Genomic DNA, 25,691 nt, shown 5'->3' on the forward strand with positions numbered 1-25,691 from the left:
AAATTTACGTAATTTTTCTATAATTTAGAATGAATAAAATCTATAACTCAAGGTGATAAATCGCATCACAAAAAACACCTAATTAATTTTTTTAAAGACCCACCTAAAAAAAACAATCCCTAAATCACAGAAAAATGGACACAAAAATAACTTCATATCCTTCCAAAACTGCCTCTCATCAAGATACTTTTAAAGTTGGAAAAACAAGATTCAAATGGTATAATCTGGCAGAGAATATTGAAAATATATCTACTCAGGATATTATGAATGCCAAAGCATGTATAGAAAATTCTGATGAAAAATTTCAGAATATAAATGATTTAGGGTTTATTATTCTTCATAGATGTGGCGAAAACTACCTCCTCTTAGTTTGCACCTGGAGAAATGAAAACGAATTATGGGAAAGTGTGTATTATGATGGCTCAGGAAAGTTTGAAATCTGGGAAAGAAAAAGCAATCATATACCTACTTATTGTGTCTGGGAAATGGGAATTGTATATCATGAGTCACAGGCATGGAAAAAATTCTTAGGGACAGATAGAGAAGAAAACAGCAAACAGCAATATTTAGATCATCTGTTTGAAGGTGAGGTTTAAATTAGTATGCTGATTTAATTTACTCTGTTCTTTTCATCAAACTTTATATTACGATCTGTTCCCTTTATTTTTTTGTTTCCAAAATTATAAGTTAATGAAAGATTAAGTCTTCTTCCATCATAGTAGTTATCATAAAAATGGGTTGAGTTGGTATAATATATCTCACCATTGCTTTTTGCTTGCCTGAAAATGTCTGAAACTACCAGGTTCATTTGAAGATTCTTATCCATCAGATTGAGTTTAATTCCTGAGGTAAAGTTTCCTACAAAATAAGAGTAGGTATTTCCAAAACTAGAAGGCAAACGTAACCAGTAGTTTAGGATTAGCTGTATGGTTTTAGCTTTATTCAATGATAGGTTATTCTGGAAATCCATTGTATAAGCATTTCCCTTTGAAAATGCTGCGTCTGTTGCAAAAACATGTGTTTTCATATAGGATACATCTGCCGAATAATTAACCTCCCATAGTTTTAAAAAAGTATCTGAATAACTCAATGTTATTCCTGCACTGTTTTGATTGTAATAGTTATCAAAAGTACTTATTCTGCTTTCTCCCTCCAGATTTACCAATTGGCCAAATGCACCTAAAATTCTTTGAAAATAGGCAGTAGCTGATAATTTTCCTTTATAAATGTAAGACAATTCAAAATTATGATTGATCGAAGGCTTCAGTACAGGATTCCCTGTAAAATATGAGTTTACATTAATGTACCAGCGATAGGGATTAATTGCTCTAAACCCAGGTCTGTTGATCCTCTTTGAATAATTAATGCTAAAGGTATTATTCTCATTGCTTTTATAGGTAACGTAGGCGGTCGGAAATAATTGACCATAAGAATTGCTGGTTGTCTGACTGGAATTTACAGAATTCCCATTTACAGTAGAATATTCATATCGAAGACCTGCTTTCGCTGTCCACTTCTCATTAAATTCTTTTTCCATGCTCAAATAAGCTGCATAATTTTTCTCGTTATATTCAAAGATATTGCTTTTGCCAGGATCTGTAATATAGTTTCCATTGATCAGGTTTTGATAGGCTACATCAGAATTATTATCGAAATTGGTAAACTTCACCCCGCTCTCTATTTTTGCAAACTTATAAGGCAATGAGAGATCTGCTTGTCCAGAATAGATTTTATAATCCACAGTAGAGGGTGTTCTCACTACGGAATTGCTTCCTGAGTTCTCAGTAGTTGTAAAATTGATATTACTTTCTGGAATATTAGAAAAGTAATTACCTGTAATGCTCAACTTATTATCTTGTTTTCCAAATTTAAGGTCATAATAGGCACTTATTGTCTGTTGGTTACTTTTTGAGCGGTGTTTTGCATAGGTTAATAATGTATTCGTATAGTTTCCATTTTGGAAATAATCTGAGGTATTATAAATATCCATATTCGAATGACCATAACCAATATCATAAATAAATCCGGTATTTGATTTCGTATTAATTTGGTAATCTACACTAAGATTGGCACCTATCCCATCACTAAAGTCTCTTCTCTTATCTGAACTTACCAATCCATCCTCTCCAATAATTTTATAATTTTCATATGATCTTTTCTCATTATCATATTGCCTTAATTTAAGTGAAGAACGCAGTCTTTCATTTTGATAATTAATCGTGGCTGCATTAGAAACACCTGTATAAGTTGTCTGGACTAAACTGGTAGTTAAACTTCCGTTCCATCCAAGTTTTTGATTTTTCTTTAGAACAATATTAATTAAGCCACTATTTCCCTGCGCTTCATATTTTGCCGGAGGTGCTGTAATTATTTCTATCTTTTCAATATTTTCTGATCTTAAACTTTTTAAATAATTGATAAGCTCACTTCCGGAAAGATTTAAGATTCTTTCATTGATCATTACTGCTAATCCGCTTTTTCCTGCCATAGAAATACCTGAATTCTCATCCACTTTGATCAACGGTGTATTTCCAAGAGCTTCTATCCCATCCATTCCCTGTGAAGCTACAGAGGCAGATATATTATAAATCAACCGATCTGCTTTTCTTTCAATAAGCTTTTTTCTGGCAGTAAGACTAACTTTCTCAATCTGCTTCTCCTGTCTTTTCTCAATTGTAAAATCCCTTCTTGTATCCATGGTTACAACAATACTGGTAGTAAAAACCTCAGCTCCATCCTGAATAAGTTTAATATTATAATCTCCGTTTTCAGGTAATTTTAATGTATAATTTCCGTTTTCATCTGAAATAGCTGTTTGTCTGTACTTATCTTTAACAGCAATAACTTCAATATATGATGCTTCATTTCTATCCTGATGGATTTTCCCTGTTATAGTTTGAGATATCGCAAAAATTGGAAATAATATCAATCCTGAAACTAAAAATATTTTCATTGTTATCGTTTTTATTAGGACAAGTCTTATCTTCCCTTTATTACATTTTAGTTCGTGTATTTTTCAATATATTCGCTAGCATAAAATTATTTTATGAGAAAAAGTTTCATTATTCTTTCTTTATTTATTGCTCAGATTATTTATTCCCAGAATTATTCTCAACATGTTAATCCATTTATAGGAACCGGAGGTCATGGTCATACCTTTCCCGGAGCTATTGTTCCTTTTGGAATGGTACAGCTTTCACCTGACACAAGAGTAGATGGCAGTTGGGATGGATGTAGTGGTTATCATTATTCTGATTCAGTAATCTATGGTTTTTCTCATACCCATCTTAATGGTACCGGAGTTTCAGATTATGGTGATATTATGCTGATGCCTACTATGGGAAATCCAAGTCTTAATAACAAAGACTATTCTTCAAAATTCTCTCATAAAAATGAAAAAGCTACGGCAGGATTTTATGCCGTAAAACTGGATAAAAATAATATTGATGTCCGTTTAACCACTACTAAAAGAGTCGGATATCACGAATATATCTTTAATAATGTTGGAAATGCCAACATTATCTTAGACCTAAATCATAGGGATAAACTTCTTGAAGGTGAAGTAAGAGTCATTGATGACAAAACCATTGAAGTTTTCAGAAGGAGTGAAGCCTGGGCTACCAATCAATATATATATGCCAGAATTGAGTTTTCAAAACCGATGAAAATTTCAAAAATAGAAACGAATGGAAAGCAGGAAAATAATCTTTATACAGGAACAAAGTTAGCTTTGGCATTTTCAACAGCTGTTAAAAAAGGAGAAAAGATCTACGTAAAAGTATCCCTTTCCCCGACGGGTTATGAGGGTGCTGCAAAAAACATGTTGGCTGAGGGAAAATCCAATGACTTTGAGACGATAAAGGAACAGGCAAAAAGGGATTGGGATAAGGAACTTTCGAAAATTGAAGTGAAGTCGGAAGATAAAAACAAACTAAGTATTTTCTATACTGCAATGTATCATGTTTTTACGCAGCCAAATATCAATATGGATGTTGATGGAAAATACAGAGGGAGGGATAATAAATTTTATGCAACTAAAAACTTTGATTACTACTCTGTCTTTTCACTTTGGGATACCTTCAGAGGAACACATCCTTTAATGACCTTAATTGATAGAAAAAGAACTTCTGATTTCATTAATACTTTTATCAGACAATATGAACAGGGTGGAAAACTTCCTGTCTGGGAACTGGCTTCCAATGAAACTGAATGTATGATCGGATATCATTCTGTTTCTGTAATTGCAGATGCGATGGCGAAGGGAATTACCGGTTTTAATTATGAAAAAGCATTCGAAGCGTCTAAAAATTCGGCTATGCTGGATATTTTTGGATTAAATGCCTACAAACAAAATAACTACATCAGCATTGACGATGAACATGAAAGTGTTTCTAAAACATTGGAATATGCTTATGATGACTGGTGTATTGCTCAAATGGCAAAAATTTTAAATAAAAAAGAAGACTATCAATATTTCATGAAACGTTCTCAGAATTGGAAGAATCTTTACAATCCGAAAAACGGCTTTATGCAGGCCCGAAAAAACGGAAACTGGTATGAGCCTTTTGAGCCTAGAGAAGTTAATAACAATTATACAGAAGGAAATTCATGGCATTACTCTTATTTTGTTCCACAGGATATTCCGGGGTTAATTCAGGCTCATGGTGGGAAGGAAAAGTTTGAACAGTTTATTGATGCTATTTTCGCTGCACCTAATACGACAACTGGAAGAGAACAGGTGGACATTACCGGACTTATAGGACAGTATGCACAGGGCAATGAACCAAGCCATCATATCGCTTATCTGTATAACTTTGTTGACAAGCCGCAAAAAACAGAAGAAAAGATCAAATATATCCTTGATAATTTCTATAAAAATACTCCAGATGGATTGATCGGAAATGAAGACTGCGGGCAAATGAGTGCATGGTATATCTTAAGTTCCATAGGTATTTATTCCGTAACTCCAGGGAAACCGGAATGGGAAACTGTAACTCCTTATTTTGATGAAATTAAAATTCATCTGGAAGATGGAACCACAAAAACCATTACCAAGAATACAAGCAAAGAGGAGCTGAAAAGACTGGGATTCGAAAATATAAAACCTGTAAAAGATTTTAAATACACGGAACAAACGGCATCACCTGTTATCACAGCAGATAGGCTTTTTGAATTTTCTACTAAAGTGGAAATTACCCCATTGAATGAAAAGGATAAGGTATACTATATGACAATGGATGAAAATGATAAGAATGTAAGAAAAACTTTTACGACCTATAAAGGTCCATTTACCATTAACAAAACCACTCAAGTTTCTACCTATACCGAAAGGAATGGTGAAAAAAGTTCTATCACCTCAGCGAATTACAATAGAAGGCCTAACCATTGGGATATTATCGTAAACTCGACTGTAAATCCTCAATATACAGCAGGTGGGAAACTTGCCCTTATCGATGGTATTAATGGTGTTGAAAACTGGAGAAAAGGTGAATGGCAAGGCTATCAGGGACAGACTTTTGAAGCCATCCTTGATTTTAAATCTCCACAAAAGATCAAAAATTTATCTTCGACCTATCTTCAGGATAGCAGAGCCTGGATCTTAATGCCTAAAAAGGTTGAGTATTATGCTTCTATGAATGGTAAAGATTTTATTCTCCTTAAAACCATTGATAATACTATTGATCCTAAAGATGAAAAAGTTCAGGTCAAAGATTTTACAGCAGATATTTTACCCACTGAAGCCCGTTATATAAAAGTAAAAGCCCATCATTTTGGAAAACTTCCGGAATGGCATCAGGGCGCGGGTGGTGACTCTTATCTATTTGTGGATGAAATTTCTATAAAATAATTCTTCCAGATTTTAATTAAATAAAACCCGCCTTCAAATCAAAGGCGGGTTTTTATGTCATTTTGAGCACAGGAGAAATCTCCTAATGTGTTGTATTATGTTTAGTAGTTACTATAGAGATTCTTCATTGTCTTTACGCTTTATTCTGAGGCCGAAGCTCAGATAGAATCAATGGCTATAACTATATTCTTTCTGACCATTGAAGTTCTTCCGGCAGTTCCTTATCCGAGAACTCAATATGAATTACTCTTCTTTTTTTAGAATTGGTTGTTCTGTTTGAGCCGTGAAGAAGCAAAGGTTTCATAATCATTATACCACCTTTTTTCACTTTACAATTCTCTTCAGTCTCTATTCCCCAATTTATTGTTTCTGGTCTGTAAATTCCTTTGGCGTGGGATTTCGGAACAACTTTTAAAGCACCATTATGCTCATCTGTATCGTCCAAATGAATTCTTATAGTATATATATTTTCAAGTATATCCAAGGGTGGCTGAACAGCAAACTGATTTTGCTTAGTCGTCCAGGGTCCAAAGTTAGGTAAATTGAGTTTTTTATCCACTGAAATAGTCAGATCCTGATGATAAGCCACATACCAATTGGATTTCTCCGGTTTATCAAAATAAATACTTTTTACTGCAAAATATTTATCTCCGAAAACTTCTTTTATTATGTCTTTAAGCCGATCCGTGAAAACAAGTTTTGTAACTTCAGGAATTTCTTTTAAGAACTGTCTTATAGCAAACAGGTCTTCAGATTTTCTAAACGTATTTTTTGACGTATCCGTATCCTGAATAACATTAACTATACCTTCAATTTCTTTATCAGAAAAGATGTTATTGATAACAGCAAAGCCATTTTCTACAACCTCACTCTTAGAAGCCTTCAAATCATATCCTCTCATTAAAGCCTACGCTTATTACGACTCCACGCCGGGATTTTCCAGCTGCCCTTCCCATTTTGATACTGCAGATGTCGCCAAAGCATTTCCTAAAACATTAGTCATACTTCTTCCCATATCACAGAAGTGATCGATAGGTAAAATCAAGGCAATTCCTTCCGGTGGAATTCCGAACATAGAACAGGTAGCTACAATAATGACCAACGAAGCCCTAGGTACCCCGGCAATTCCTTTTGATGTAAGCATAAGAACCAAAAGCATTGTGATCTGTTGTCCCAATGTCATTTCTATCCCATAAATCTGAGCAATAAAGATCGAAGCAAATGTCATATACATCATACTTCCATCAAGATTGAATGAATATCCTAGAGGTAAAATAAAAGATACCACTCTGCTGTTGCATCCAAATCTTTCCAACTCTTCAACTAATTTTGGGAATACAGCTTCGGAACTTGTAGTAGAAAAAGCGATTAGTAAAGGTGCTTTAATTCTTCTCAGTAATTCAAAAAGACGGTTTCCTAAAATAAGGTAACCAGCCAATAAAAGAACCAGCCAAAGAACTGCTAGTGCAAAGAAAAAGTCTCTCAGGTAGACTGCATATACTTTAAATATCTCAAAGCCATTCATAGCGACTACTGCAGCAATTGCGCCGAGTACTCCAAACGGAGCAAACCACATGATGTACCCTACCATTTTAAGAATAGCATGAGCAACAATATCAAATAACTTAATAACCGGCTGTGCATACTCTTCACCCAAGTTAGCTAATGCAACCCCAAACATAATTGAAAATACAACGATCTGAAGAACCTCATTGGTTGCAAAAGCTTCAAATATACTTTTTGGAATAACATGTTTTACAAAATCCTCAAGAGAAAATCCTTTGCTGCTTTTCAAGAGTTCTTCGGCTGAAGCCGCATCCTGAATAGGCAGCTTGGTCACATGTCCGGGTTCTAGCCAGTTTACAAGTATCAATCCAATAAAAAGAGACATCAGAGATGCGGAAATAAACCATAGCATAGCCTTTGTTCCTACTCTTCCGATCATTTTGATATCGCTCATTTTAGCAATACCAACCACTAGCGTTGTAAATACCAACGGAGCAATAATCATCTGAACAAGTCTGATAAAAATAGTTCCTAATAATTTGATATTTTTAGAAAAAGGTTCTGCACTCTCCGGGTACTGCACATGAATAACCCCTCCAATTCCTACACCCAAGATAAGTGCAATAATAATTGCTATAAACAGCTTATTTTGTCCTTTCATATAAATAGTTCAACTTTCGCAAATATAATAGTTTTTAAATTGTTCAGTACTACTTATTAAATTGGAACATAGGCAAAATTAAAACGCTGATTTTAAAAACATTGTAAAAAAATTAAGAAACATTTAGCTAATTTTTAATCATTTGGTATAAATTTTATTATTATATTTATAGTATCAATACATTACATTTAAATATACAACTATGAAAAAAACAATCGCAATGGCTGCCCTTGCTCTGGCAGTATCTTTCGGAGCTATTTCTTGTAAAAAGAAAGTTTCTGATGCAGATCTTCAGACACAAGCTACAACAATTGTAACGTCGAACCCTAGCGCTTCTGTTGAAGTAAAAGAAGGTGTAGCACACTTAAGCGGAACGTTCCCGGATCAGGCTTCTAAAGATGCTATGATCAAACAACTTAAAGCAGTAAATGGAGTAAAAGATGTTATGGATATGTCTACTATTGCTCCTGAAGCTACTGCTGCTCCCGTAGCAACAACTTCAGCTGTAGATCCGGCTGTTCAGAAAAAAGTTCAGGATGCTGTTAAAGATTTCCCTTCTGTAAAAGTAGAAGTGGTAAATGGTGAATTAACACTTACAGGAAATGTTTCTAAAGAGCAAGCTAGAAAAATCAAGCAGTCTGTAGATGCTTTAAAGGCTGGAAAAGTAAACTATAATTACACTGTAAAATAATTAAAATGAGTACATTACAAGATAAATATTCAGGGGTTATTTCAGCAGCTCAGTCTGCAGGAATTTCAAATCTTCAGGTTCAGGAACAGGATGGAATTTTATATATTTCAGGAGCAGCTTCTAATACAGCAGCAAAAGATGCAGTATGGAATGCTTTAGGAACTATTGATTCTACTTATTCTGCTTCAGATATCAATGTTGACGTACAGGTTGCAGGTCTTGCTTCTGGAGCAGCACTTACAGTTGCTACTGAGGATTCAAACCTTAACATCAGACAGGAGCCTTCTACTGAAGCTGCTGTTGTAGGAAAAGCATCAAAAGGTTCTTCGGTAACTTTAATTGAACAAACTTCTGATGATTGGTGGAAAGTAAAAACTGCTGATGGACAGGAAGGATATGCTTATTCAAGATACTTGAAAGCTTAATTCATTATAATAAATACTGAATCCCTGAAATTTATTTCGGGGATTTTTTTTGTTTACAAATCTAAAATAGCCTGTGTAACTCTGATCATTTCTTGTGATTTAACACTGATAAAGCAATATTTATCATGGTCAAAGCGTTTTTATTTTTAAATTAGCGACAAATTTTATTTATGAAAATCCATATTTCCATTTTATTTATTTTCTTTTTCATCCTTGGAAACGCACAAAATACCAACCAAAAGGACACTTTTGTAAAAGACAATTTTACAAAACAGGAATTTTATATCCCTATGCGTGATGGTATTAAGCTTTTCACAGCAGTGTATATCCCAAAAGACATCACAAACAAAAATAAATATCCATTCTTAATGCAGAGAACCTGCTATAGTATTGCTCCTTATGGAGAGAATGAATACAAGGCCAAAGTGGGTCCTAATCAATATCTGATGCAGGACAAATATATCTTTGTATATCAGGATGTGCGTGGAAGATACATGAGTGAAGGTACTTTTACCAATATGACCCCTCAGGTAGAAAGAAAAACTAAAAAAGATGTAGATGAAAGTACAGATACCTATGATACTATAGAATGGTTATTGAAAAATGTAAAAAATAATAATGGAAAGGTAGGACAATTCGGAACTTCTTATCCTGGTTTTTATACGGCTGTAGGAATTCTGGCTGATCACCCTGCCTTGGTAGCTTCATCTCCTCAGGCACCAATTTCAGATTTCTGGAATGATGATTTCCTTCACAACGGAAGATTTATGCTGGGTTATTTCAGAACATTCCCGGTTTTTGGAGTTCAGAAGACCAAAGCTGAAAAGCAGGCCTGGTACATGGATACTTTTATCAAGCCTACTTCTGAAGACGGTTTAAAATTCTACAGAGATATGGGAACTTTAAAAGACGGTTACGATAAGTATTACAAAGACAACTTCTTTATGACCGAAATAATGAATCATCCTAACTATGATGAATACTGGCAGAAAAGAAGCCTACTTCCTCATCTTAAAAATGTAAACCATGCTGTAATGACCGTTGGTGGATGGTTTGATGCGGAAGACTTATCCGGACCACTTAACATTTACAAAACGATTGAAAAAACAAGCCCAAAAGCAAAAAATACTATTGTGATGGGACCTTTCTCTCATGGTGGATGGTCTCAGGAAATGGGTAAACACTTCCACAATGAGATCTATTTTGGAGACAGTATTGCAACCTATTATCAGAAAAATATTGAAACCAAGTTTTTTAATCATTATCTAAAAGGAAATACAAAACAGGATGCAGGTCTTCCAGAAGCAATGATGTATGATACCGGAGCAAAGCAATGGAAAGAGTTTGCAACCTATCCTCCAAAAGCGGCTAAAAAGATTAATTTTTATCTTACTAACGGAACTCTGAAAAATGTTTCAGATCAAGGATTTTCAGAATATTACAGTGATCCAAATAACCCGGTATTAAGTTCTTCAAGTCTGAAAGATTTTAATGGCTTTACTCCCAGAAATTATATGTCGGAAGATCAAAGGTTTGCAGAAGGAAGACCAGATGTTATTACCTTTACAACAGATGCTTTATCAGAAGATATGACATTTGCCGGTGAAATTATGGCTAAATTAAACATTGCATCTACTTCTACAGATGCTGACTTTGCTGTAAAAGTAATTGATATATACCCGGAAGATTTTAAGCCAACAGAGAAGAAAGATGGTGTTATTTACGGCAATTATCATCAAATGGTAAGAAGTGAGATTATGCCTGCAAGGTTTAGAAATTCAAGAGAAAAGGCAGAGGCTTTGGTACCAAATCAGAAAACAGCCGTTAACTTTAGGTTACAGGATGTTGTTCATACCTTTAAAAAAGGACATAAGATCCAGATCCAGATCAGCAGCACTTGGTTCCCGCTCTTTTCTGTAAATCCACAGAAATTTATGGATAATCCGAATATGGCGACTAAGGAAGATTATACAAAGGCTTTTATTAAAATTTACAATGACAGCGCTATTGAAGCTGAGGTTATAAAATAAAAAAAAAGGTGGCTTCGAGAATCTCAGCCACCTTTTTTCATTCTTCAATCGTTCTAAACGTCAAATTAACCCTGGGAGTTTTCACCTTCGTAGTAGGCGGAAGTCTGTGGAGCCAGTTGTCCTGTGTCGCTCCTTTCATCACCAATAAGCTGCCATTTTCTAAGAAGATTTCTACTTTCTCTTTGGTTTCCTTATGTTTAAATAAAAATTTTCTTTCTGCTCCAAATGTTACAGAAGCAATTGCACCATGTTTTTTCAAATCTTTTTCACCATCACTGTGATAAGCCATTCCCTCACTTCCATCATGGTACAAATTCAGCAGACAGGAATTATAGGTTTCCCCTGAAACTTCCTCGCATCTTAGCTTTAATTCTAATAATTCAGGAGTCCATGGTATTGCATATTTCGTTCTGTTGGAATATGTATATTCAAAAGCCCTTTCCCCGAACCATGCAACCTTTCTTTTAGTTAAAATCAACTTACCGAATATCACTGCCTGATCATTTTCCCATGGAATCTGATTAAATAAATAATCATAGTAAAAATCCGACTTTTCTTTAGAGAAAACGGTGCCATAATAATTGACTACTCCATCATTGGGAAGGATATTAATTGGAAAATCTGATATTTCTTCAAATAAACTCATCATTTTATTTTTTTATTGCACGGATACACATAAAGGCAGGAAACTCATTAAGCTCCTTATAATGTTTTGGATCAAGTTTTTCAAACTCTTTTGTTGGTTTAGGTTCGATTAGTTTATCAATATAGAATCCATTATCAGTTAAAGGAGTTATACATTCGCTAAGCGGTCGTCTGAAACTGTTGATTTCAATGGGATCGCCAAATCCGTTCCATGTACAATTCACATGCTCAATTTCAAAATACTTCTCTGATTTGAAGTAATTGTATTCAAAAAAAGGATGCTCAATCGATATAACAAGACTTCCGCCAGGTTTCAATACTCTGTAGAATTCTTTAATCGTAAGGTTCCAATCTTCTACATAATGAAGGGCTAATGTACAAATAACAGTATCAAAGCTTTCATCATTAAACATTTCGAAGGGTGAAGACAAGTCATGAACAAAAAAATCTTCTTTGTTATTATTTCTTATTTGTGCAAGTTCCACCATTTTTAAACTGATATCAAAACCTTTTACTATAGCACCTTCAGACAATAATATTTCAGCATATTTTCCCGGACCACAGGCTGCATCAAGGATAATCTTCCCTTTGGCATCCTGAATTAACTCCAGTGTATTAGGCCTGTCATAATATGCATTATGCGGCTTATGATCAATCAGCTCATTGTATTTCTCAGCGATCTCTTCATAAGCAGATATGATCTTATTTTTAATCATGCTTTTATTTTATATTATGCTTTCTAGATTGAATTAGCCATATTAGAAGTATGTGAACCTTCCCAACCGATAATCATCTGTTTTCGATCACTTCCCCAACGGTAGCCTCCCATATTTCCTGAAGATTGGATCACACGGTGACAAGGAATAAGAAAAGCAACGGGATTACTCCCTATTGCCGTACCTACTGCTCTCGAAGCTTTAGCATTCCCTATCTTTTCGGCCAGATTACCATACGTTGATAATTTACCCATTGGAATAGAGAGAAGCCCTTCCCAGACCTTAAGCTGAAAGTCGGTACCTTTAAGATGAAGTTTTATAGTGTTTAATCTGTTCCAATCTTTATCAAAAATTGAAAGAGCATTTTTTTGAAGCTCATCATGTTTTTCAAAAAAAGAAGCATTAGGAAACTGAGTTTTCAAGTTTCCTAATGCCGTTTCTTTATCGTTTTCAAAAGCCAGATGGCAGATTCCCTTTTCAGTGGAAGCTACGATAACATTTCCAAAAGGACTTTCGGAAAAGCCATAGTTGATCACAAGGTTTTTTCCACCATTTTTATATTCTGCAGGAGACATTCCTTCTATGTTTACAAACAGGTCATGAAGCCTGCTGGTACTGGAAAATCCCGTTTCATAAGCTGCATCAAATATGCTGAGTTTTTCTTCTTTCAATAGACTTTTTGCATGTTCCAGACTAATAAATTGTAAGAATTTCTTCGGACTTGTCCCAGCCCAATCAGTAAATATTTTCTGAAAATGAGTGGGGCTCAGATGTATTTTTTCTGCTACCTCATCCAAGCTTGGCTGAAGTTTAAAATTACTTTGGATATACGCTATCGCTTTCGCAATTCGGTTATAATCTATTTGACTTTGTGTAGACATATCTTTGTATTTTATCTCACAAATTTCCAAAGAAAATTCCGCAGAAAAAATCCGATTCTTGTGGAATTTTAGCCTTTGCTAATGTGATAATAAGCTAACATTTTATAGTATAATTTAGCTGCCAGGAAAGCACTAGGCTTAGCCATTGGAGAATCCATTAATTCTACAATATCAAAAGCAACTACATTACATTTTTCAAATACCATTCTTAATAATTCTAATGTCGGATACCATTGTAAACCGCCAGGCTCCGGAGTTCCCGTAGAAGGACAAATGGAAGGATCAAAAGCGTCTAAATCTATCGTAATATAAACATTACCAGAAACCTTCTCCAATACATCATTGATCCAGTTTTCATTTACTGCAATCTCATGAGCAAAAAACACTCTTCCTTCAGGCAAATATTGGTACTCTTCAACATCCATTGAACGGATTCCCACCTGAACCAGATTGTGCTTCTGATTGGCTTCAAAAACGGCACAAGCATGATTGGAGGTAGAACCATGGAACTCAGGGCGTAAATCTGTATGGGCATCTAATTGTAAGACTGTTAAGTTCTCATATTTTTCACCTACAGCACGGATAGAACCAATAGAAACAGAATGCTCACCACCAAAAAGTGTAAACAATTTACCATCGTTCTGTAACAGTTCTTTTGTTTTTTGATAAACAGCTTCTGTCATCGCCTCCGGTGTAGAATTTTCAGAAATTTCTCCACCTAGATAAACACCTTCCAAATAAGGTTCAGTTCCTGTCTCAATGTCATAAAGCTCCATATTTTCAGAAGCGTCAAGGAATAATTCAGGACCTTTATCTGCTCCCTTTCCCCACGTTGAGGTTCCATCATAAGGAACTGTTACCAACATTACTTTTGAGTTTTCTAATGATGCATTTTCTTCAGGAATTCCCGCGTATGTTTTCATGTTTTTATTTAAAAATTAAATGATTTAAAATTTGAAATACTGAGCAACAAAGATACAAAGAAGTTGGAAGTCGGAAGCAAGGTCCCTGAATTTTTTGAAATAAGATTAAGATACAAATAGACAAGAGCTAAAACTTAAATCTAACTCCTAACTTCCTCCTTCCTTCATTATTTAAATATTAAACCTTATTTTTGCAAAAACAAAATATGTCCTTAAAAGCTGTGCTTTTCGATATGGATGGGGTTATAGTAGACACAGAACCATTGCACAGAAAAGCTTATTTCAAAATGTTTAACGATCTGAAAATTGAAGTATCAGAAGACCTATACACTTCATTTACCGGATATTCTACCAAAAAAGTTTGTGAAATATTAATTCAAACTTATGGACTTAATTATACCTATCAAGAACTTAGCAACATCAAAAGGGATTATTTTAAAGATTATTTCTACAATGATGCAGATTTCGATTTGATCTCTGGAGTACGAAAATTAATTGAGCATTATTATGAAAACGGAATCAAATTAATCGTTGCATCATCTGCAAGTATGATCACTATAAATATGGTTTTTGATAAATTTGAACTTGAAAAATATTTCAATGGAAAAATAAGTGGTGCTGAATTAAAAGAATCAAAACCTCATCCTGAAGTTTTTCTTCTGGCAGCAGAAATGGCCAGTGAACCTATTGAAAACTGTATGGTAATTGAAGATTCTACAAATGGAATTTTAGCAGCCCACAATGCCAATATTTTCTGCGCAGCCTATAAAAGCGAACATTCCCTTAATCAAGATTATACTTTAGCTAATATTATCGTTTCAGATTATACTGAATTGGAATTAGATAAGATTTCAAATTATTTTGAGTAAAAAAGGGTTCTCAGCTGAGAACCCTTTTTTATATTGGTTAGTCATTAAAAAAGGACTAATTATTTTTTATGCTAGTAACCCAGAAGTTTAAGAACATCTTCAGGTTCCTGTCTTTCACGGAATATCTCATATTGAAACTCCCCGTTTTCGTCTTTCTGGATCAGGATATGTCTTGGCTGAGGCATTAAACAGTGATGTACCCCACCATAGCCACCAATTGTTTCCTGATAAGCTCCTGTATGGAAGAAACCGATATACAGTGGTTTTGTATCACTAAAAACAGGCAAATAGATTGCATTGGTATGCTGTTCAGAATTATAATAATCATCTGAATCACATGTTAGACCACCTAGGAAAACTCTTTCATAAGTATCTTCCCAACGATTTAACGGAAGCATAATGAAGTGTCTTGAAATCGCCCACGTATCAGGAAGTGTGGTCATAAATGATGAATCGATCATATTCCACTTCTCTCTGTCATTCTGACGTTTTTGAGAAATAATCTTATACAGGTTAGCACCACTTTCTCCAACTGTGAAACTTCCAAATTCAGTATAGATATTCGGTTCCTCTACTCCTTCTTCTTCACAGAATTTTTTGATCTGCGAAACGATTTCTTCAACCATATACTGATAGTCATAATCGAAGTTTAAAGAAGTTTTAATTGGAAAACCACCACCAATGTTCAATGAATCAACTTCTGGAGCAATTTTTTTCAAACGTGCATAAACGCGAAGACATTTATATAATTCGTTCCAATAATAAGCAGTGTCTTTAATCCCCGTATTAATGAAGAAGTGAAGCATCTTCAATCTAGCATTTGGATGTTCAGCAATTTTCTGACTGTAATATGGAATAATATCTTTATATCCAATACCTAATCTTGAGGTATAAAATTCGAATTTAGGTTCTTCTTCCGAGGCTATTCTGATTCCAATATCAAAAGTACTGTCAATACTTTCTGTAAGCTTATCAAGCTCTCTGTAATTATCAAGAATAGGTGTAATATTTTCAAAACCACTATTGATCATATCGGAGATCTTCGCCAGATAATCATCTGTTTTGAATCCGTTACAGATCACTTCAATACTCTTATCTACTTTTCCTTTTTTGTAAAGAGATCTTACAATGTCCATATCATAAGCCGAAGACGTTTCAATTGAAATATCATTCTTCAGCGCTTCTTCAATAACAAAATTAAAATGACTGGATTTCGTACAATAACAGTATCGGTAATTTTTCTTATATTCGATTTTCTCAAAAGCCTCTTTGAACCAGCCTTTTGCTTTTTGAATATTTTGAGAAATCTTCGGGAGGTAACTAACCTTTAAAGGTGTTCCAAACTTTTCAACAACTTCCATTAAAGGAATATCGTGAAACAACAAATTGTTCTCAGAAACATTAAATTCTTCCGTTGGAAAATATAATGTCTGATCAATAAGTTCCGAGTATTTTATTTTCATTTTTTAACAAGTGAATTAAGAATGCAAAATTGCTAAAAAAGTTTGATTTTTTGGTGTTAAAATTATTATAATTTTCGTCAGTTCCCCTAAAGACCTGCATCTAAAACAATAATTACATTTTTAAGATTTATTAATACGTAAACTTCTTAAGATAAGATTCTCTTTTATCCTCAGAAATACCCAACACCTTATGAATATAAACATCTATTGAGCCATATTTATTATCAATTTCATTAAATGCTGCATCCAGATAATCTTTTTCAACCCAGCTCAATTTTTCCAATACTTTTAAATCCATTTTTGGATATAAAAAGTGTAGATTGTTTGCAAGTCGAAGTCTCTTTATGATCATCTCCTTCCTGAAATTATTAGATAATAGATAATCATTATAAATGGTTGCTTTGTTAAACTTTAATATCGTAAGAATTAAAGCCGTAATAATTCCCGTTCTATCTTTTCCAGCCGTACAGTGATACAAAACAGGTTGATCTCCATCTAAAATTTCTGTAATGATCTTTTTTATGACCTCAGGATTTTCAGTTACGTACTCACGATAAAAATCGATCATCCTTTTATCAGCATCTTCAGCACTTACTTTTCCCTTTAAAACTAATTTTCTAGCTTGCGATAGCTGATCTCCCTGATCTTCAAAGGCCGAATATTTTTTATAAATAAGATTTTCAGGAAGCTGATCAGGTTTCGACGTGATTTCTTTTTCATTTCTAAGATCAATAACTTCCTTGATTCCTAACATTCTAAGACTATCAAAGGATTTTTTTTTAAGCTTATTAAGATGACCACTTCTATAAAACCGACCTTCCTTTAACGTTTTTCCTTCAGAATTTTTAATATTTTCCAGTGTTCTGAAATTGTATACTTTTTTTATTTCGATGTTTTCGGCTCCTTCATTTTTACCATATTCAGGTGAAGTAAAATTTTGTGTTTTACAGGAAAAAACACAGTGTAGAATAATAATTAGAAGCGATATTTTAAATAATTTTTTCAAAATTTAGATCTTAGAAACATGATTTGACCACAAAAGGTACAAAAGTTTTTAGAGACTGCTGAATACAGTTATATTTTATAAAGTTTTTGGGATATGATGGTAAAAATTATTTTAATAGATCTCAGGGTATTTTATTCCATCACGCCCTACAAAAAACAGAAGATCTCCTAATTCATATTCAACTGAAACTTCATCTTCAATTGCAAAATTCCGGGTTCCAATTCTTGAGGTAATACTTAAGCTTCCGTTTGTTAAAGGCCAATTTAATCCTTTTGTTGTTATATTTTCTACTGAAGGGAATGGATAAAGTGAGATCATTTTATTTTTCACTCCATTCAATTTAAAATTTTTAGAAATAAAATAATACACTGAGAATTCATCATAAAATTTGATATTCAATTGATCTTTAAATGCATATGCTACCGTTAGATTTCCTAAGAAATGATCCTGTTCACCACCACTAACCCCTAAAACATCTACAGAATGAAATCCCCTTTCCAGGATAATTTCTAAAGCTTTATGAAAATCCGTTTTATCCTGATCTAAAGTAAGAATGAATTTTTCCTGATACACATTTTCATCAGATCCCGTGTGAGAATCAAAATCACCGGAAATAAAATCCAATTGATCCAAAGGAAAATTTCCTTGTTTCAGATAATGAAAAGCACCATCGGTACAAGCAATTAAATCGTAATCATTTAAAGTTGGAAAAGATTTTGGAGGTTCTCCGTTAATAAAAAGTAGTGCTTTATCTTTCATTAGGATTCCAGTATTCTTCCGGTTCGTTATTTAATTTCGAAACGTAACGTGCCAAAACAAAAAGGTAATCTGAAAGTCGGTTAAGGTATTTAATAAGTTCAGGACGGACTTCTTCTGCTTCATTTAAGAAAACCAGAGATCGTTCTGCTCTCCTGCAAATAGTTCTTGCAGCATGTAAAAATGTAGCTGACTTACCTCCACCCGGTAATATAAAATATTGAAGAGGTTCAAGCTTCGTTTCAAAATTATCCATCCATTGTTCCAATTCTTCAATTTCAGATTCCGAAATAATTAGTGGAAGACGGGATTTCCCATTAGCAAGCATCAATTTATCAGTAGGTGTTGCTGCTTCAGAACCTACAGTAAACAGATCAAACTGAATTTTTTTTAATTGTTGTAAAACTTCAGCATCTTCAATATGGCTTTTTGCAATGCCAATAAAAGAGTTCAGCTCATCTATATTTCCATAACTTTCTACTCTAGCACTGGCTTTAGAAACTCTCGTTCCACCATAAAGAGCAGTCTGTCCTTTATCTCCTGTTTTCGTGTAAATTTTCATAGTACTAAATTACTTTTTTAAAATTATCTCTACAATACTTTCAAGTCCTGTTTTTATGGATATTATTACTTTCCAGTATTACTATAAAAAAAATGACTGGTTAAAACCAGTCATCTTCAAATTATTTATCTACCTCTACATATTGCAACACTGTCTTATTTTTAGAATTATAAATGATTGTACTGCTATTAGGAAATCGTTTTAATTTATAATATTCAATACCTTCATCATTCTTTATATCATCTAAAATGCCTTTATCAATCGTATTCTCAGGAAGGAATTTTTCTATAAAACTTATTTTATCTACAATATTCTGCCCATCTACTTTTCGGGCTTTTTTATCAGAACGCGATTCATCAGTAGAGGGTTGACTTTCCAAAAACGGAATTAAGTCTGCCTTATCTGCCTTATACTTAAAAATGTAGCCTTTTGTTCCATTTGGAAATACAAACTTCTTTCCACTTTCTGCAGATATAAATCCTTTTCCTGAATGAGGAAAGACCTGATTAAACTGAACATCTTCGGAATTGGTAAGCGATTTTATAGATTCGTTCACCGTTTTTTTTACTCTTTCTTCTACAGCGGCCTGGGTTTTCTGTTTTACTGTTTCAGTGGTTTCCTGAACAGTCTGATCTATTTTTTCGCTGATTTTATTACAAGCTAATAGCGACAAAGCACTTGTAACAGCTAAAATTAACTTCTTCATTTCTTTGAAATTATAAATAATTATCCGCTTTAGCAATACTTCTTTTTTCTAAACGGAAAAATCTGAATGATATTTTGAAATTAAAAATAAATATTTTTTTTAATCTATAAAATCCTACTGACAAACTGTTGTCATAACCTGCTCTTATCTTTGTATCAACAATAACAAACTAAAACAAAAATATTATGACAACTACCACAGCTACAGCTACAAAACAGTTCATGACTACTGAACAGTTATTAGAACATTGGCAAGGGCATAGAAATCTGACAAGAAGAGTGATCGAAGCTTTTCCTGAAAAAGAATTATTTGAATTTTCTGTTGCAGGAATGAGACCTTTTGCAAAACTAGCAGTAGAGCTAATAAGCATCGCAGGACCAGCTTTAAAGGGAATCAACGAAAAAAATATGGAAGCTTATAATGAAGAAGGCTTTAATCCTAAAACTAAAGAGGAAATACTAAAAAAATGGGACGAAGAAACTGAAGTGATCAATCATTATTTCAATCAAATTTCTGAACAACGTTTTCAAGAGACTTTCAATCTATTCGGTCAGTATGAATTTCCGGTTTTTCAAAATATTCTTTATTTCATAGATAATGAAATTCACCACCGTGGACAAGGATATGTTTATTTAAGATCTTTAGGAATTGAACCTCCTTTCTTCTGGGAGAGATTTTAATTCTTTTTATAAAACTTCTCATCAAATTATTAAATTAAGCCAACGCAAAAGCTTTCAGAATATTTCTGAAAGCTTTTGTAATTTTGTTTAACCAGGTAGGATATTTTTAAAGAAACTTACAATATTTTCTTTAAGCTTAGTAAAGGTGTCGGAAGTTCCAAACTCTTTATTGTCATAACCAATTGGAAAACCTTTTTCTACATATTCATTATTTATCTGCAAAGTAAGTGTCTGGAAATCGTCATTTACTTTCCCAAGTTTATCTGTATGAATATCCAAAAATTTAACTGAAGCCTGTTTTGAGAAATCAAGCTTTGTGATATCAATAGTTTTAATTTCCTTTTTCAGATCTGACCGGAAATAAAGATTCATATTTTTCACATCAATTACAGTTTGCCATTCTCCCGCATATACGGAATTGAGAATATTCCAGGCATAATCTACAGGCTTTTTATCATACTTATAATTATTCAGCATATAGTAGGCTTTGTTATAGCGATCTTCCCATTTGCTCTGTTGATTAATGTCGAACTTTTCCTTTCCACCTAAGAAATCAAACCTTTGAATATTATCAAAATCTTTTTTATACTGGTTATTGCATAAAAGTGGCATAGGCATATCTTTACCTGCAATTACTTTGTATTTCCCATTCAGCAATGCGATTGTTGCTGTATTTCCTTTAGCATCACTAAGAAAAAAATGGCTACCTCCTGCACTAGGCCACCAGTCTATATTGGGGCCACTATTTAAATGATCTACAACTTCCTGGACAGATTTATAATTATCCAGTTGATATTGTATCCACTGTGCCCAAAACATGTTGGGTTGTGTCGGATTAAATACCTTTGTTGTTTCCTCCAAAGAAAGCTCAACTAAAAAAAGTCCCTTTTCATTTACGCCATAACAAGGAAAATCATATCCAAGGAGATTAAAGGTAACAGAACCATATTGGGAATTCCATTCTTTAGATCCGGTCAAATGATTCGTTGTAAGGTTTTCCCAACTTATATTCCTTTTCGTAACACCTCGTTTGTTTACAACGATCATTCCTGGCATTGTTTTCCAATTTTCATTGAATCCTACTACACAATAGTCGTTTCCTTTTAATAAAAATGCTGAACAGGCCGAAGCCAGAGTATAATATGTAACTGCCAACAGAAGCAAGCAGCGTGAAAATAAAAATTTCATAATCTTTAGTTTAAAGTTATTTATATTTTTCAGAAATATCTGTAATCAAATTTTTAAGCCTCACTTTGAGCATTTCAGGCTCTAAAATTACAGCGTAATCTGCAAATGTAATTAGCCAGCGTGGAAAACCATCATTGATCCATTCGGTTTCAAAAGTCAATAACATGCCTTCCTCAGTTTCTACCTCTTCTGTTAATCCATAATATTTTTTAGAATTGGCAAGATGATTCATTATTTTCTTCTCTACCAGTAATTTCACTACAGTTACCTCGTTTTTCGAATTTCTTCGGTAATCATTAATACCTCCATATTCTTGTGAAAAAGGATTACTGGTTTTAGCAACCTGCAGAATACGATCAACTCTAAATTGCCTAAAATCTTTTCTTAAAGTACAAAAAGCCATAATGTACCAGTAATTAAATTCCAGAAATACACCAACCGCCTCTATAACTCTATTAGAAACCTTTGAATCAATACTTTTGTATTCTATTGATAGTTGAGTTTTTTCTGCAATACTTTCAAGAATAGTAGGAATTATATTTTTGATCGTTTCTATAGTTGGAGCGTGGTAATTAAAAATATCAATCTGCTTTTCAATATTTTTAATTAAGTTTTTATCTGAATTCTTCAAAACCGAACGTACCTTTTCCATGGCCGTCTGATAGTGCGAGCCCAAACTCTGATGTGAATATTTTTGCATTAGTTTTTCGGCGGTAATAAAACTTAAAACCTCTTCCTTAGTAAACATCACGGGTGGAAGTTTGTAGCCATCCATTAAAGAATATCCACTTCCTGCCTCTCCTAAAATTGGAATTCCAGCATTTTCAAGCGTTTTAACATCTCTATAAATCGTCCTTATGCTTACCTCAAATTTTTCCGCTAAATCTTGAGCTCTTACCAAGGGCTTGGATTGTAATTGGGTAAGAATTGCTGTTACTCTATCGAGCTTTTTGAGATAATGGTCATTCATTTTATCTGATCAATCTAAACTTTTGTGCGAGAATTTTAAATACTATAAAACAAGAATTTTATTTATATTTAGATATTCAAGAACCACACTTTAATAATAATGAGTTACACTAATTTCATCCAGACTATTGAAAAAATTTCTAATCCCGAACGGGCTGTCATTGATGAACTGATTTCAAATTTAGAATTAAAAAATTACAGAAAAGGTGATTTTTTATTAAAATCTGATGAAACCTGCAAACATTTTTATTTTTTAGAAAAAGGACTGGTAAAATTATTCTTTGATAATGGGGATAAAGACTTTATAATGACATTCTTTTCTGAAAATTCTTTTTTCACAGAACTCAGTGGATTTCTTACAGGCAAACCTTCAAAATATATGTTTGTTGCTCTGGAACCTGTTGAGGTATATTCTATTCGAAAAAATGTAGTGGATGATCTATGTAAAAAGTATCATTCTGCTGAAACACTTTTCAGCAAACTGTATTCAAAGGCTCCTGTTAATATGATGGGAAGGATAAGTGAAATGTTGGAAGATGATGGTAAAAAGCGTTATCACAATTTTTTAAAACAAAAGCCGGAACTTATCCAAAGGATCAGTCTGGGAGATCTTGCAGATTATATTGGAATCACTCAGGTATCGTTAAGCAGAATCCGGGCGCAAAAATGATTTTTTATCATTTGTAAAAAAATCTGAAATAAAACCGATCTACATTTGTCACATAATTAATCAATAAAAATTAAAATTATGTCACAAAGAATCAACGCATTCGCTATGGGAAACAAAGCTGTAAATGCACTTCACACGATGGGATACCATGTAGAAAACTCATCAATTGATAATGCTTTTCTCGAGCTTTTATACTTCCGTGTTTCACAGATGAACGGCTGTGCTTTTTGCCTGGATATGCACTCGAAACAACTCAGAGCAAAAGGAGAAACCGAACAAAGAATTTTCTTGGTAAGTGCATGGAGAGAATGTTCTTTCTACACTGAAAAAGAAAAAGTAGCATTACTATGGGCAGAAAGCCTTACTATTCTAAATGGGAAAGAGATATCTAATGAAATATATTCAGAAGTAAGTCAACATTTTTCAGAAACCGAAATGGTGGATCTTACCATGGCTATTATTGCAATTAACAGTTATAACAGAGTAAATATAGCTTTTGGAGCGGAAGTTGGTACGTATCAGGTTCCGGAAAAAAAATAAATCAAATTCTATCATCAAAAACAAGCTCAATCATTTCTTTTTCATTGAGCTCGTTTTTTTCCTAGATCAATCTAGTTTTCTTTAAAAGTATTTATTAGTTTATCAAGATTTAAGCTTCTTGCAGAAGCATCAAAGATCTCCCGATAAGTACCATTCATTTGCACCAGCTCACTATGAGTTCCACTTTCAACTACCCTTCCTTTTTTCATCACATAAATCTTATCTGAATCTAAGATCTGAGATAAAGAATGCGAAATAATAATTACTGTTCTTCCCTCTTTAATAGCATCCAAAGAATTTTTTATTTGCTCTGTTGCAATAGCATCTAAACTTGCTGTAGGCTCGTCGAGAAATATAATAGGTGGGTTTTTTAAAAATAATCTTGCAATAGCAATTCTTTGCTGTTGCCCTCCTGAAAGCTGAGTTGCATCATGACGGTATTGTTCCGGTAGATCAAGGATCTGGTCATGCAGATAAGCTTTTTTTGCAGCCGCCTGAATATCATCAAAACCGGCATTCATATTTCCATAACGGATATTGTCTTCAATACTTCCCTGAAAAATATGGTTTCTCTGAAGTACCAAACCTATATCATTTCTTAAAAAAGTATTATCAAAATCATTCAAATTAACACCATCCAATAAAATTTCTCCAGAACTGGGTGGATAAAACTTACATAAAAGATTAATTATTGTGGATTTCCCGGCACCACTCAATCCTACTAAAGCTGTTGTTTTACCATTTTCAATTTTCATGGAAACATCGTGTAAAGCTTTAGTTCCATTAGGATAGGCAAAATCTACATTTTTAAGTTCGAATGTTCCTTTAATTTCTTTTTCCACAAATGTTCCGTTTTGTTCTTTTTCGTCATCCGCATTCAGAATATCAAAATAGCCTTCAGCATAGATCATCGCATCATTCATATCATCATAAATACGATGAAGCTGGCGAATGGGGGACGAGACATTATTGAAAAGCATAATATGAAGCATGATAGCACCAATGGTCATCTGCTGATCCAATACAAGATAAACGGTCAATAAAATAATAAGAACAACTCCAAACTGCTCTATAAAGGTCTTCAATCCATCATAAATAAAATTGGTTTTCCTTGTGAACATCTGACTTTCCATTAATTGCATCTGCAGGTCATATTGCTTTTTACCTTCAAACTTTTCACGTACAAAACTCTTAATCACCATAATCGAATTGATCAGATTTAAAAGTCCTGAAGTTTTCTGCTCCCGCTGATTTCTCAATTGACGACGAACTCCTCCTAATTTACCGGCCTGAAGAGAACTGATGTAAAAGTAAATAGGAACAATAATGGTGGAAACCATTCCTACATAAACATTTTGCATATACATAATAATCAGTGCAATAATAGCATTCGAGAATAGAGGTAAAATATCAATAAAAAAATTCTGAACAAGCTTTGTTAAACTTTCTATTCCCCGATCTATTCTTATTTGAAGTTTCCCTGATTCATGGTTTTCATCATTAAAATAAGCAACTCTGTATGTCAATATTTTATCAATTGCTGATTGTGCCAGGACAGAGCTTACATTAATTCTAATTTTCTCACCGTAAAATTTCTGGCCGAAGTTGATAAAGATATTTAATAATTCTTTTCCCAGTAAAATGATGGAGATCACTACCAGAACATGAATACCTTCAGACATAGGATGTTGAAGATGTGTAAGAGTGGTTACCTCATCCACTGTATATTTTAATACCAAAGGATTGACTTGTGCAGCTAATGCTCCTAAAAAAGTAAGAAACAGTGTTCCATAGATCATCAAACGATAAGGTCTGATAAACGGAATGAGTTGTTTATATATTCCGAATAAAGTAATTGTTCTATTAAAAGGTTTCGCCATTGATATAAAGATCTTTAGTAAAATTAAAGCTTTTTTAAAATAATACATAAAAAAAGCTGGTATTATGCCAGCTCAT

Annotated in this window: 24 protein-coding genes; 9 read left to right on the top strand and 15 right to left on the bottom strand. The window is 33.6% G+C overall.

Features of this window, described 5'->3' with window-relative positions:
* Positions 1–134 precede the first annotated feature (134 nt).
* Entirely contained in the window at positions 135–596 is a 462-nt protein-coding gene (locus AC3WRL_RS03980) for a hypothetical protein (protein ID WP_261511185.1), read from the top strand.
* Positions 597–610: 14 nt separating this feature from the next.
* Here AC3WRL_RS03980 and AC3WRL_RS03985 read toward each other — a convergent pair whose 3' ends face one another.
* Complete coding sequence (locus tag AC3WRL_RS03985; protein WP_492329782.1) at positions 611–2,953, bottom strand: TonB-dependent receptor domain-containing protein; 2,343 nt, start codon at positions 2,951–2,953, stop codon at positions 611–613.
* Between the two features lie 93 nt (positions 2,954–3,046).
* Here AC3WRL_RS03985 and AC3WRL_RS03990 point away from each other — a divergent pair, with 93 nt between their 5' ends.
* On the top strand, positions 3,047–5,848 hold the full coding sequence (locus AC3WRL_RS03990) for a GH92 family glycosyl hydrolase (protein WP_492329783.1): 2,802 nt from the start codon (positions 3,047–3,049) through the stop codon (positions 5,846–5,848).
* Positions 5,849–6,029: 181 nt separating this feature from the next.
* Here the strand turns inward: AC3WRL_RS03990 and AC3WRL_RS03995 are convergent, their stop codons facing one another.
* Together AC3WRL_RS03995 and AC3WRL_RS04000 are read right to left on the bottom strand one after the other, a co-directional pair.
* A complete protein-coding gene (locus tag AC3WRL_RS03995; protein WP_492329784.1) occupies positions 6,030–6,749 on the bottom strand; it encodes a phytanoyl-CoA dioxygenase family protein in 720 nt (239 codons plus the stop codon).
* A gap of 15 nt (positions 6,750–6,764) precedes the next feature.
* Positions 6,765–8,015: a dicarboxylate/amino acid:cation symporter gene (locus tag AC3WRL_RS04000; RefSeq protein ID WP_214832581.1), complete on the bottom strand. Its 1,251-nt coding sequence runs from the start codon at positions 8,013–8,015 to the stop codon at positions 6,765–6,767.
* Between the two features lie 202 nt (positions 8,016–8,217).
* On the opposite strand from AC3WRL_RS04000, the gene AC3WRL_RS04005 reads away from it, so the two are divergent.
* The 3 genes from AC3WRL_RS04005 (at position 8,218) to AC3WRL_RS04015 (ending at position 11,161) form a co-directional block, all read left to right on the top strand.
* On the top strand, positions 8,218–8,706 hold the full coding sequence (locus AC3WRL_RS04005; RefSeq protein WP_261511181.1) for a BON domain-containing protein: 489 nt from the start codon (positions 8,218–8,220) through the stop codon (positions 8,704–8,706).
* Positions 8,707–8,711: 5 nt separating this feature from the next.
* Positions 8,712–9,131 carry an SH3 domain-containing protein gene (locus AC3WRL_RS04010; protein WP_214832584.1) on the top strand — a complete coding sequence of 140 codons (420 nt, stop codon included), beginning with the start codon at positions 8,712–8,714 and terminating at the stop codon, positions 9,129–9,131.
* Positions 9,132–9,301: 170 nt separating this feature from the next.
* Positions 9,302–11,161: a CocE/NonD family hydrolase gene (locus AC3WRL_RS04015; RefSeq protein ID WP_492329785.1), complete on the top strand. Its 1,860-nt coding sequence runs from the start codon at positions 9,302–9,304 to the stop codon at positions 11,159–11,161.
* A gap of 37 nt (positions 11,162–11,198) precedes the next feature.
* Here AC3WRL_RS04015 and AC3WRL_RS04020 read toward each other — a convergent pair whose 3' ends face one another.
* From AC3WRL_RS04020 to speB, 4 genes are all read right to left on the bottom strand, one after another.
* A complete protein-coding gene (locus AC3WRL_RS04020) occupies positions 11,199–11,807 on the bottom strand; it encodes an alpha-ketoglutarate-dependent dioxygenase AlkB family protein (protein WP_214833201.1) in 609 nt (202 codons plus the stop codon).
* A gap of 4 nt (positions 11,808–11,811) precedes the next feature.
* Positions 11,812–12,522, bottom strand: coding sequence for a class I SAM-dependent methyltransferase (locus AC3WRL_RS04025; RefSeq protein ID WP_492329786.1), 711 nt, complete (start codon positions 12,520–12,522; stop codon positions 11,812–11,814).
* Positions 12,523–12,545: 23 nt separating this feature from the next.
* Positions 12,546–13,403: a bifunctional helix-turn-helix domain-containing protein/methylated-DNA--[protein]-cysteine S-methyltransferase gene (locus AC3WRL_RS04030; protein WP_492329787.1), complete on the bottom strand. Its 858-nt coding sequence runs from the start codon at positions 13,401–13,403 to the stop codon at positions 12,546–12,548.
* A gap of 68 nt (positions 13,404–13,471) precedes the next feature.
* A complete protein-coding gene (speB, locus tag AC3WRL_RS04035; protein WP_214832593.1) occupies positions 13,472–14,326 on the bottom strand; it encodes an agmatinase in 855 nt (284 codons plus the stop codon).
* Between the two features lie 206 nt (positions 14,327–14,532).
* Here speB and AC3WRL_RS04040 point away from each other — a divergent pair, with 206 nt between their 5' ends.
* Positions 14,533–15,195, top strand: a complete 663-nt coding sequence (locus AC3WRL_RS04040; RefSeq protein ID WP_214832595.1) for an HAD family hydrolase — start codon at positions 14,533–14,535, stop codon at positions 15,193–15,195.
* Positions 15,196–15,266: 71 nt separating this feature from the next.
* Here AC3WRL_RS04040 and AC3WRL_RS04045 read toward each other — a convergent pair whose 3' ends face one another.
* From AC3WRL_RS04045 to AC3WRL_RS04065, 5 genes are all read right to left on the bottom strand, one after another.
* A complete protein-coding gene (locus AC3WRL_RS04045; protein ID WP_261511178.1) occupies positions 15,267–16,658 on the bottom strand; it encodes a type III PLP-dependent enzyme domain-containing protein in 1,392 nt (463 codons plus the stop codon).
* A 130-nt stretch (positions 16,659–16,788) separates the two neighbouring features.
* Positions 16,789–17,664, bottom strand: coding sequence for a tyrosine-protein phosphatase (locus tag AC3WRL_RS04050; RefSeq protein ID WP_492329788.1), 876 nt, complete (start codon positions 17,662–17,664; stop codon positions 16,789–16,791).
* A gap of 111 nt (positions 17,665–17,775) precedes the next feature.
* Complete coding sequence (locus AC3WRL_RS04055) at positions 17,776–18,423, bottom strand: thiamine diphosphokinase (RefSeq protein WP_492329789.1); 648 nt, start codon at positions 18,421–18,423, stop codon at positions 17,776–17,778.
* Positions 18,413–18,982 carry a cob(I)yrinic acid a,c-diamide adenosyltransferase gene (locus AC3WRL_RS04060; protein WP_214832602.1) on the bottom strand — a complete coding sequence of 190 codons (570 nt, stop codon included), beginning with the start codon at positions 18,980–18,982 and terminating at the stop codon, positions 18,413–18,415. The genes AC3WRL_RS04055 and AC3WRL_RS04060 overlap by 11 nt, the downstream gene beginning before the upstream one ends.
* A 121-nt stretch (positions 18,983–19,103) precedes the next feature.
* Positions 19,104–19,688: a hypothetical protein gene (locus AC3WRL_RS04065; protein ID WP_214832604.1), complete on the bottom strand. Its 585-nt coding sequence runs from the start codon at positions 19,686–19,688 to the stop codon at positions 19,104–19,106.
* A 185-nt stretch (positions 19,689–19,873) separates the two neighbouring features.
* Here AC3WRL_RS04065 and AC3WRL_RS04070 point away from each other — a divergent pair, with 185 nt between their 5' ends.
* Positions 19,874–20,368: a DinB family protein gene (locus AC3WRL_RS04070; protein WP_492329790.1), complete on the top strand. Its 495-nt coding sequence runs from the start codon at positions 19,874–19,876 to the stop codon at positions 20,366–20,368.
* An 87-nt stretch (positions 20,369–20,455) separates the two neighbouring features.
* Here AC3WRL_RS04070 and AC3WRL_RS04075 read toward each other — a convergent pair whose 3' ends face one another.
* On the bottom strand, positions 20,456–21,556 hold the full coding sequence (locus AC3WRL_RS04075) for a linear amide C-N hydrolase (RefSeq protein WP_261511174.1): 1,101 nt from the start codon (positions 21,554–21,556) through the stop codon (positions 20,456–20,458).
* A gap of 16 nt (positions 21,557–21,572) precedes the next feature.
* A complete protein-coding gene (locus tag AC3WRL_RS04080; protein WP_214832610.1) occupies positions 21,573–22,526 on the bottom strand; it encodes a helix-turn-helix transcriptional regulator in 954 nt (317 codons plus the stop codon).
* 99 nt (positions 22,527–22,625) lie between these two features.
* Between AC3WRL_RS04080 and AC3WRL_RS04085 the strand changes: the two genes are divergently transcribed.
* Both AC3WRL_RS04085 and AC3WRL_RS04090 read left to right on the top strand, forming a co-directional pair.
* Positions 22,626–23,195 (top strand): Crp/Fnr family transcriptional regulator, encoded by a 570-nt coding sequence (locus tag AC3WRL_RS04085; protein WP_214832612.1) that lies wholly within the window; start codon positions 22,626–22,628, stop codon positions 23,193–23,195.
* A 78-nt stretch (positions 23,196–23,273) separates the two neighbouring features.
* On the top strand, positions 23,274–23,735 hold the full coding sequence (locus AC3WRL_RS04090; protein WP_492329791.1) for a carboxymuconolactone decarboxylase family protein: 462 nt from the start codon (positions 23,274–23,276) through the stop codon (positions 23,733–23,735).
* Between the two features lie 71 nt (positions 23,736–23,806).
* Here AC3WRL_RS04090 and AC3WRL_RS04095 read toward each other — a convergent pair whose 3' ends face one another.
* Positions 23,807–25,534 carry an ABC transporter ATP-binding protein gene (locus tag AC3WRL_RS04095; protein WP_492329891.1) on the bottom strand — a complete coding sequence of 576 codons (1,728 nt, stop codon included), beginning with the start codon at positions 25,532–25,534 and terminating at the stop codon, positions 23,807–23,809.
* Between the last annotated feature and the right edge of the window lie 157 nt (positions 25,535–25,691).

Source organism: Chryseobacterium sp. FW101-FHT12H09 (genome assembly GCF_058790395.1).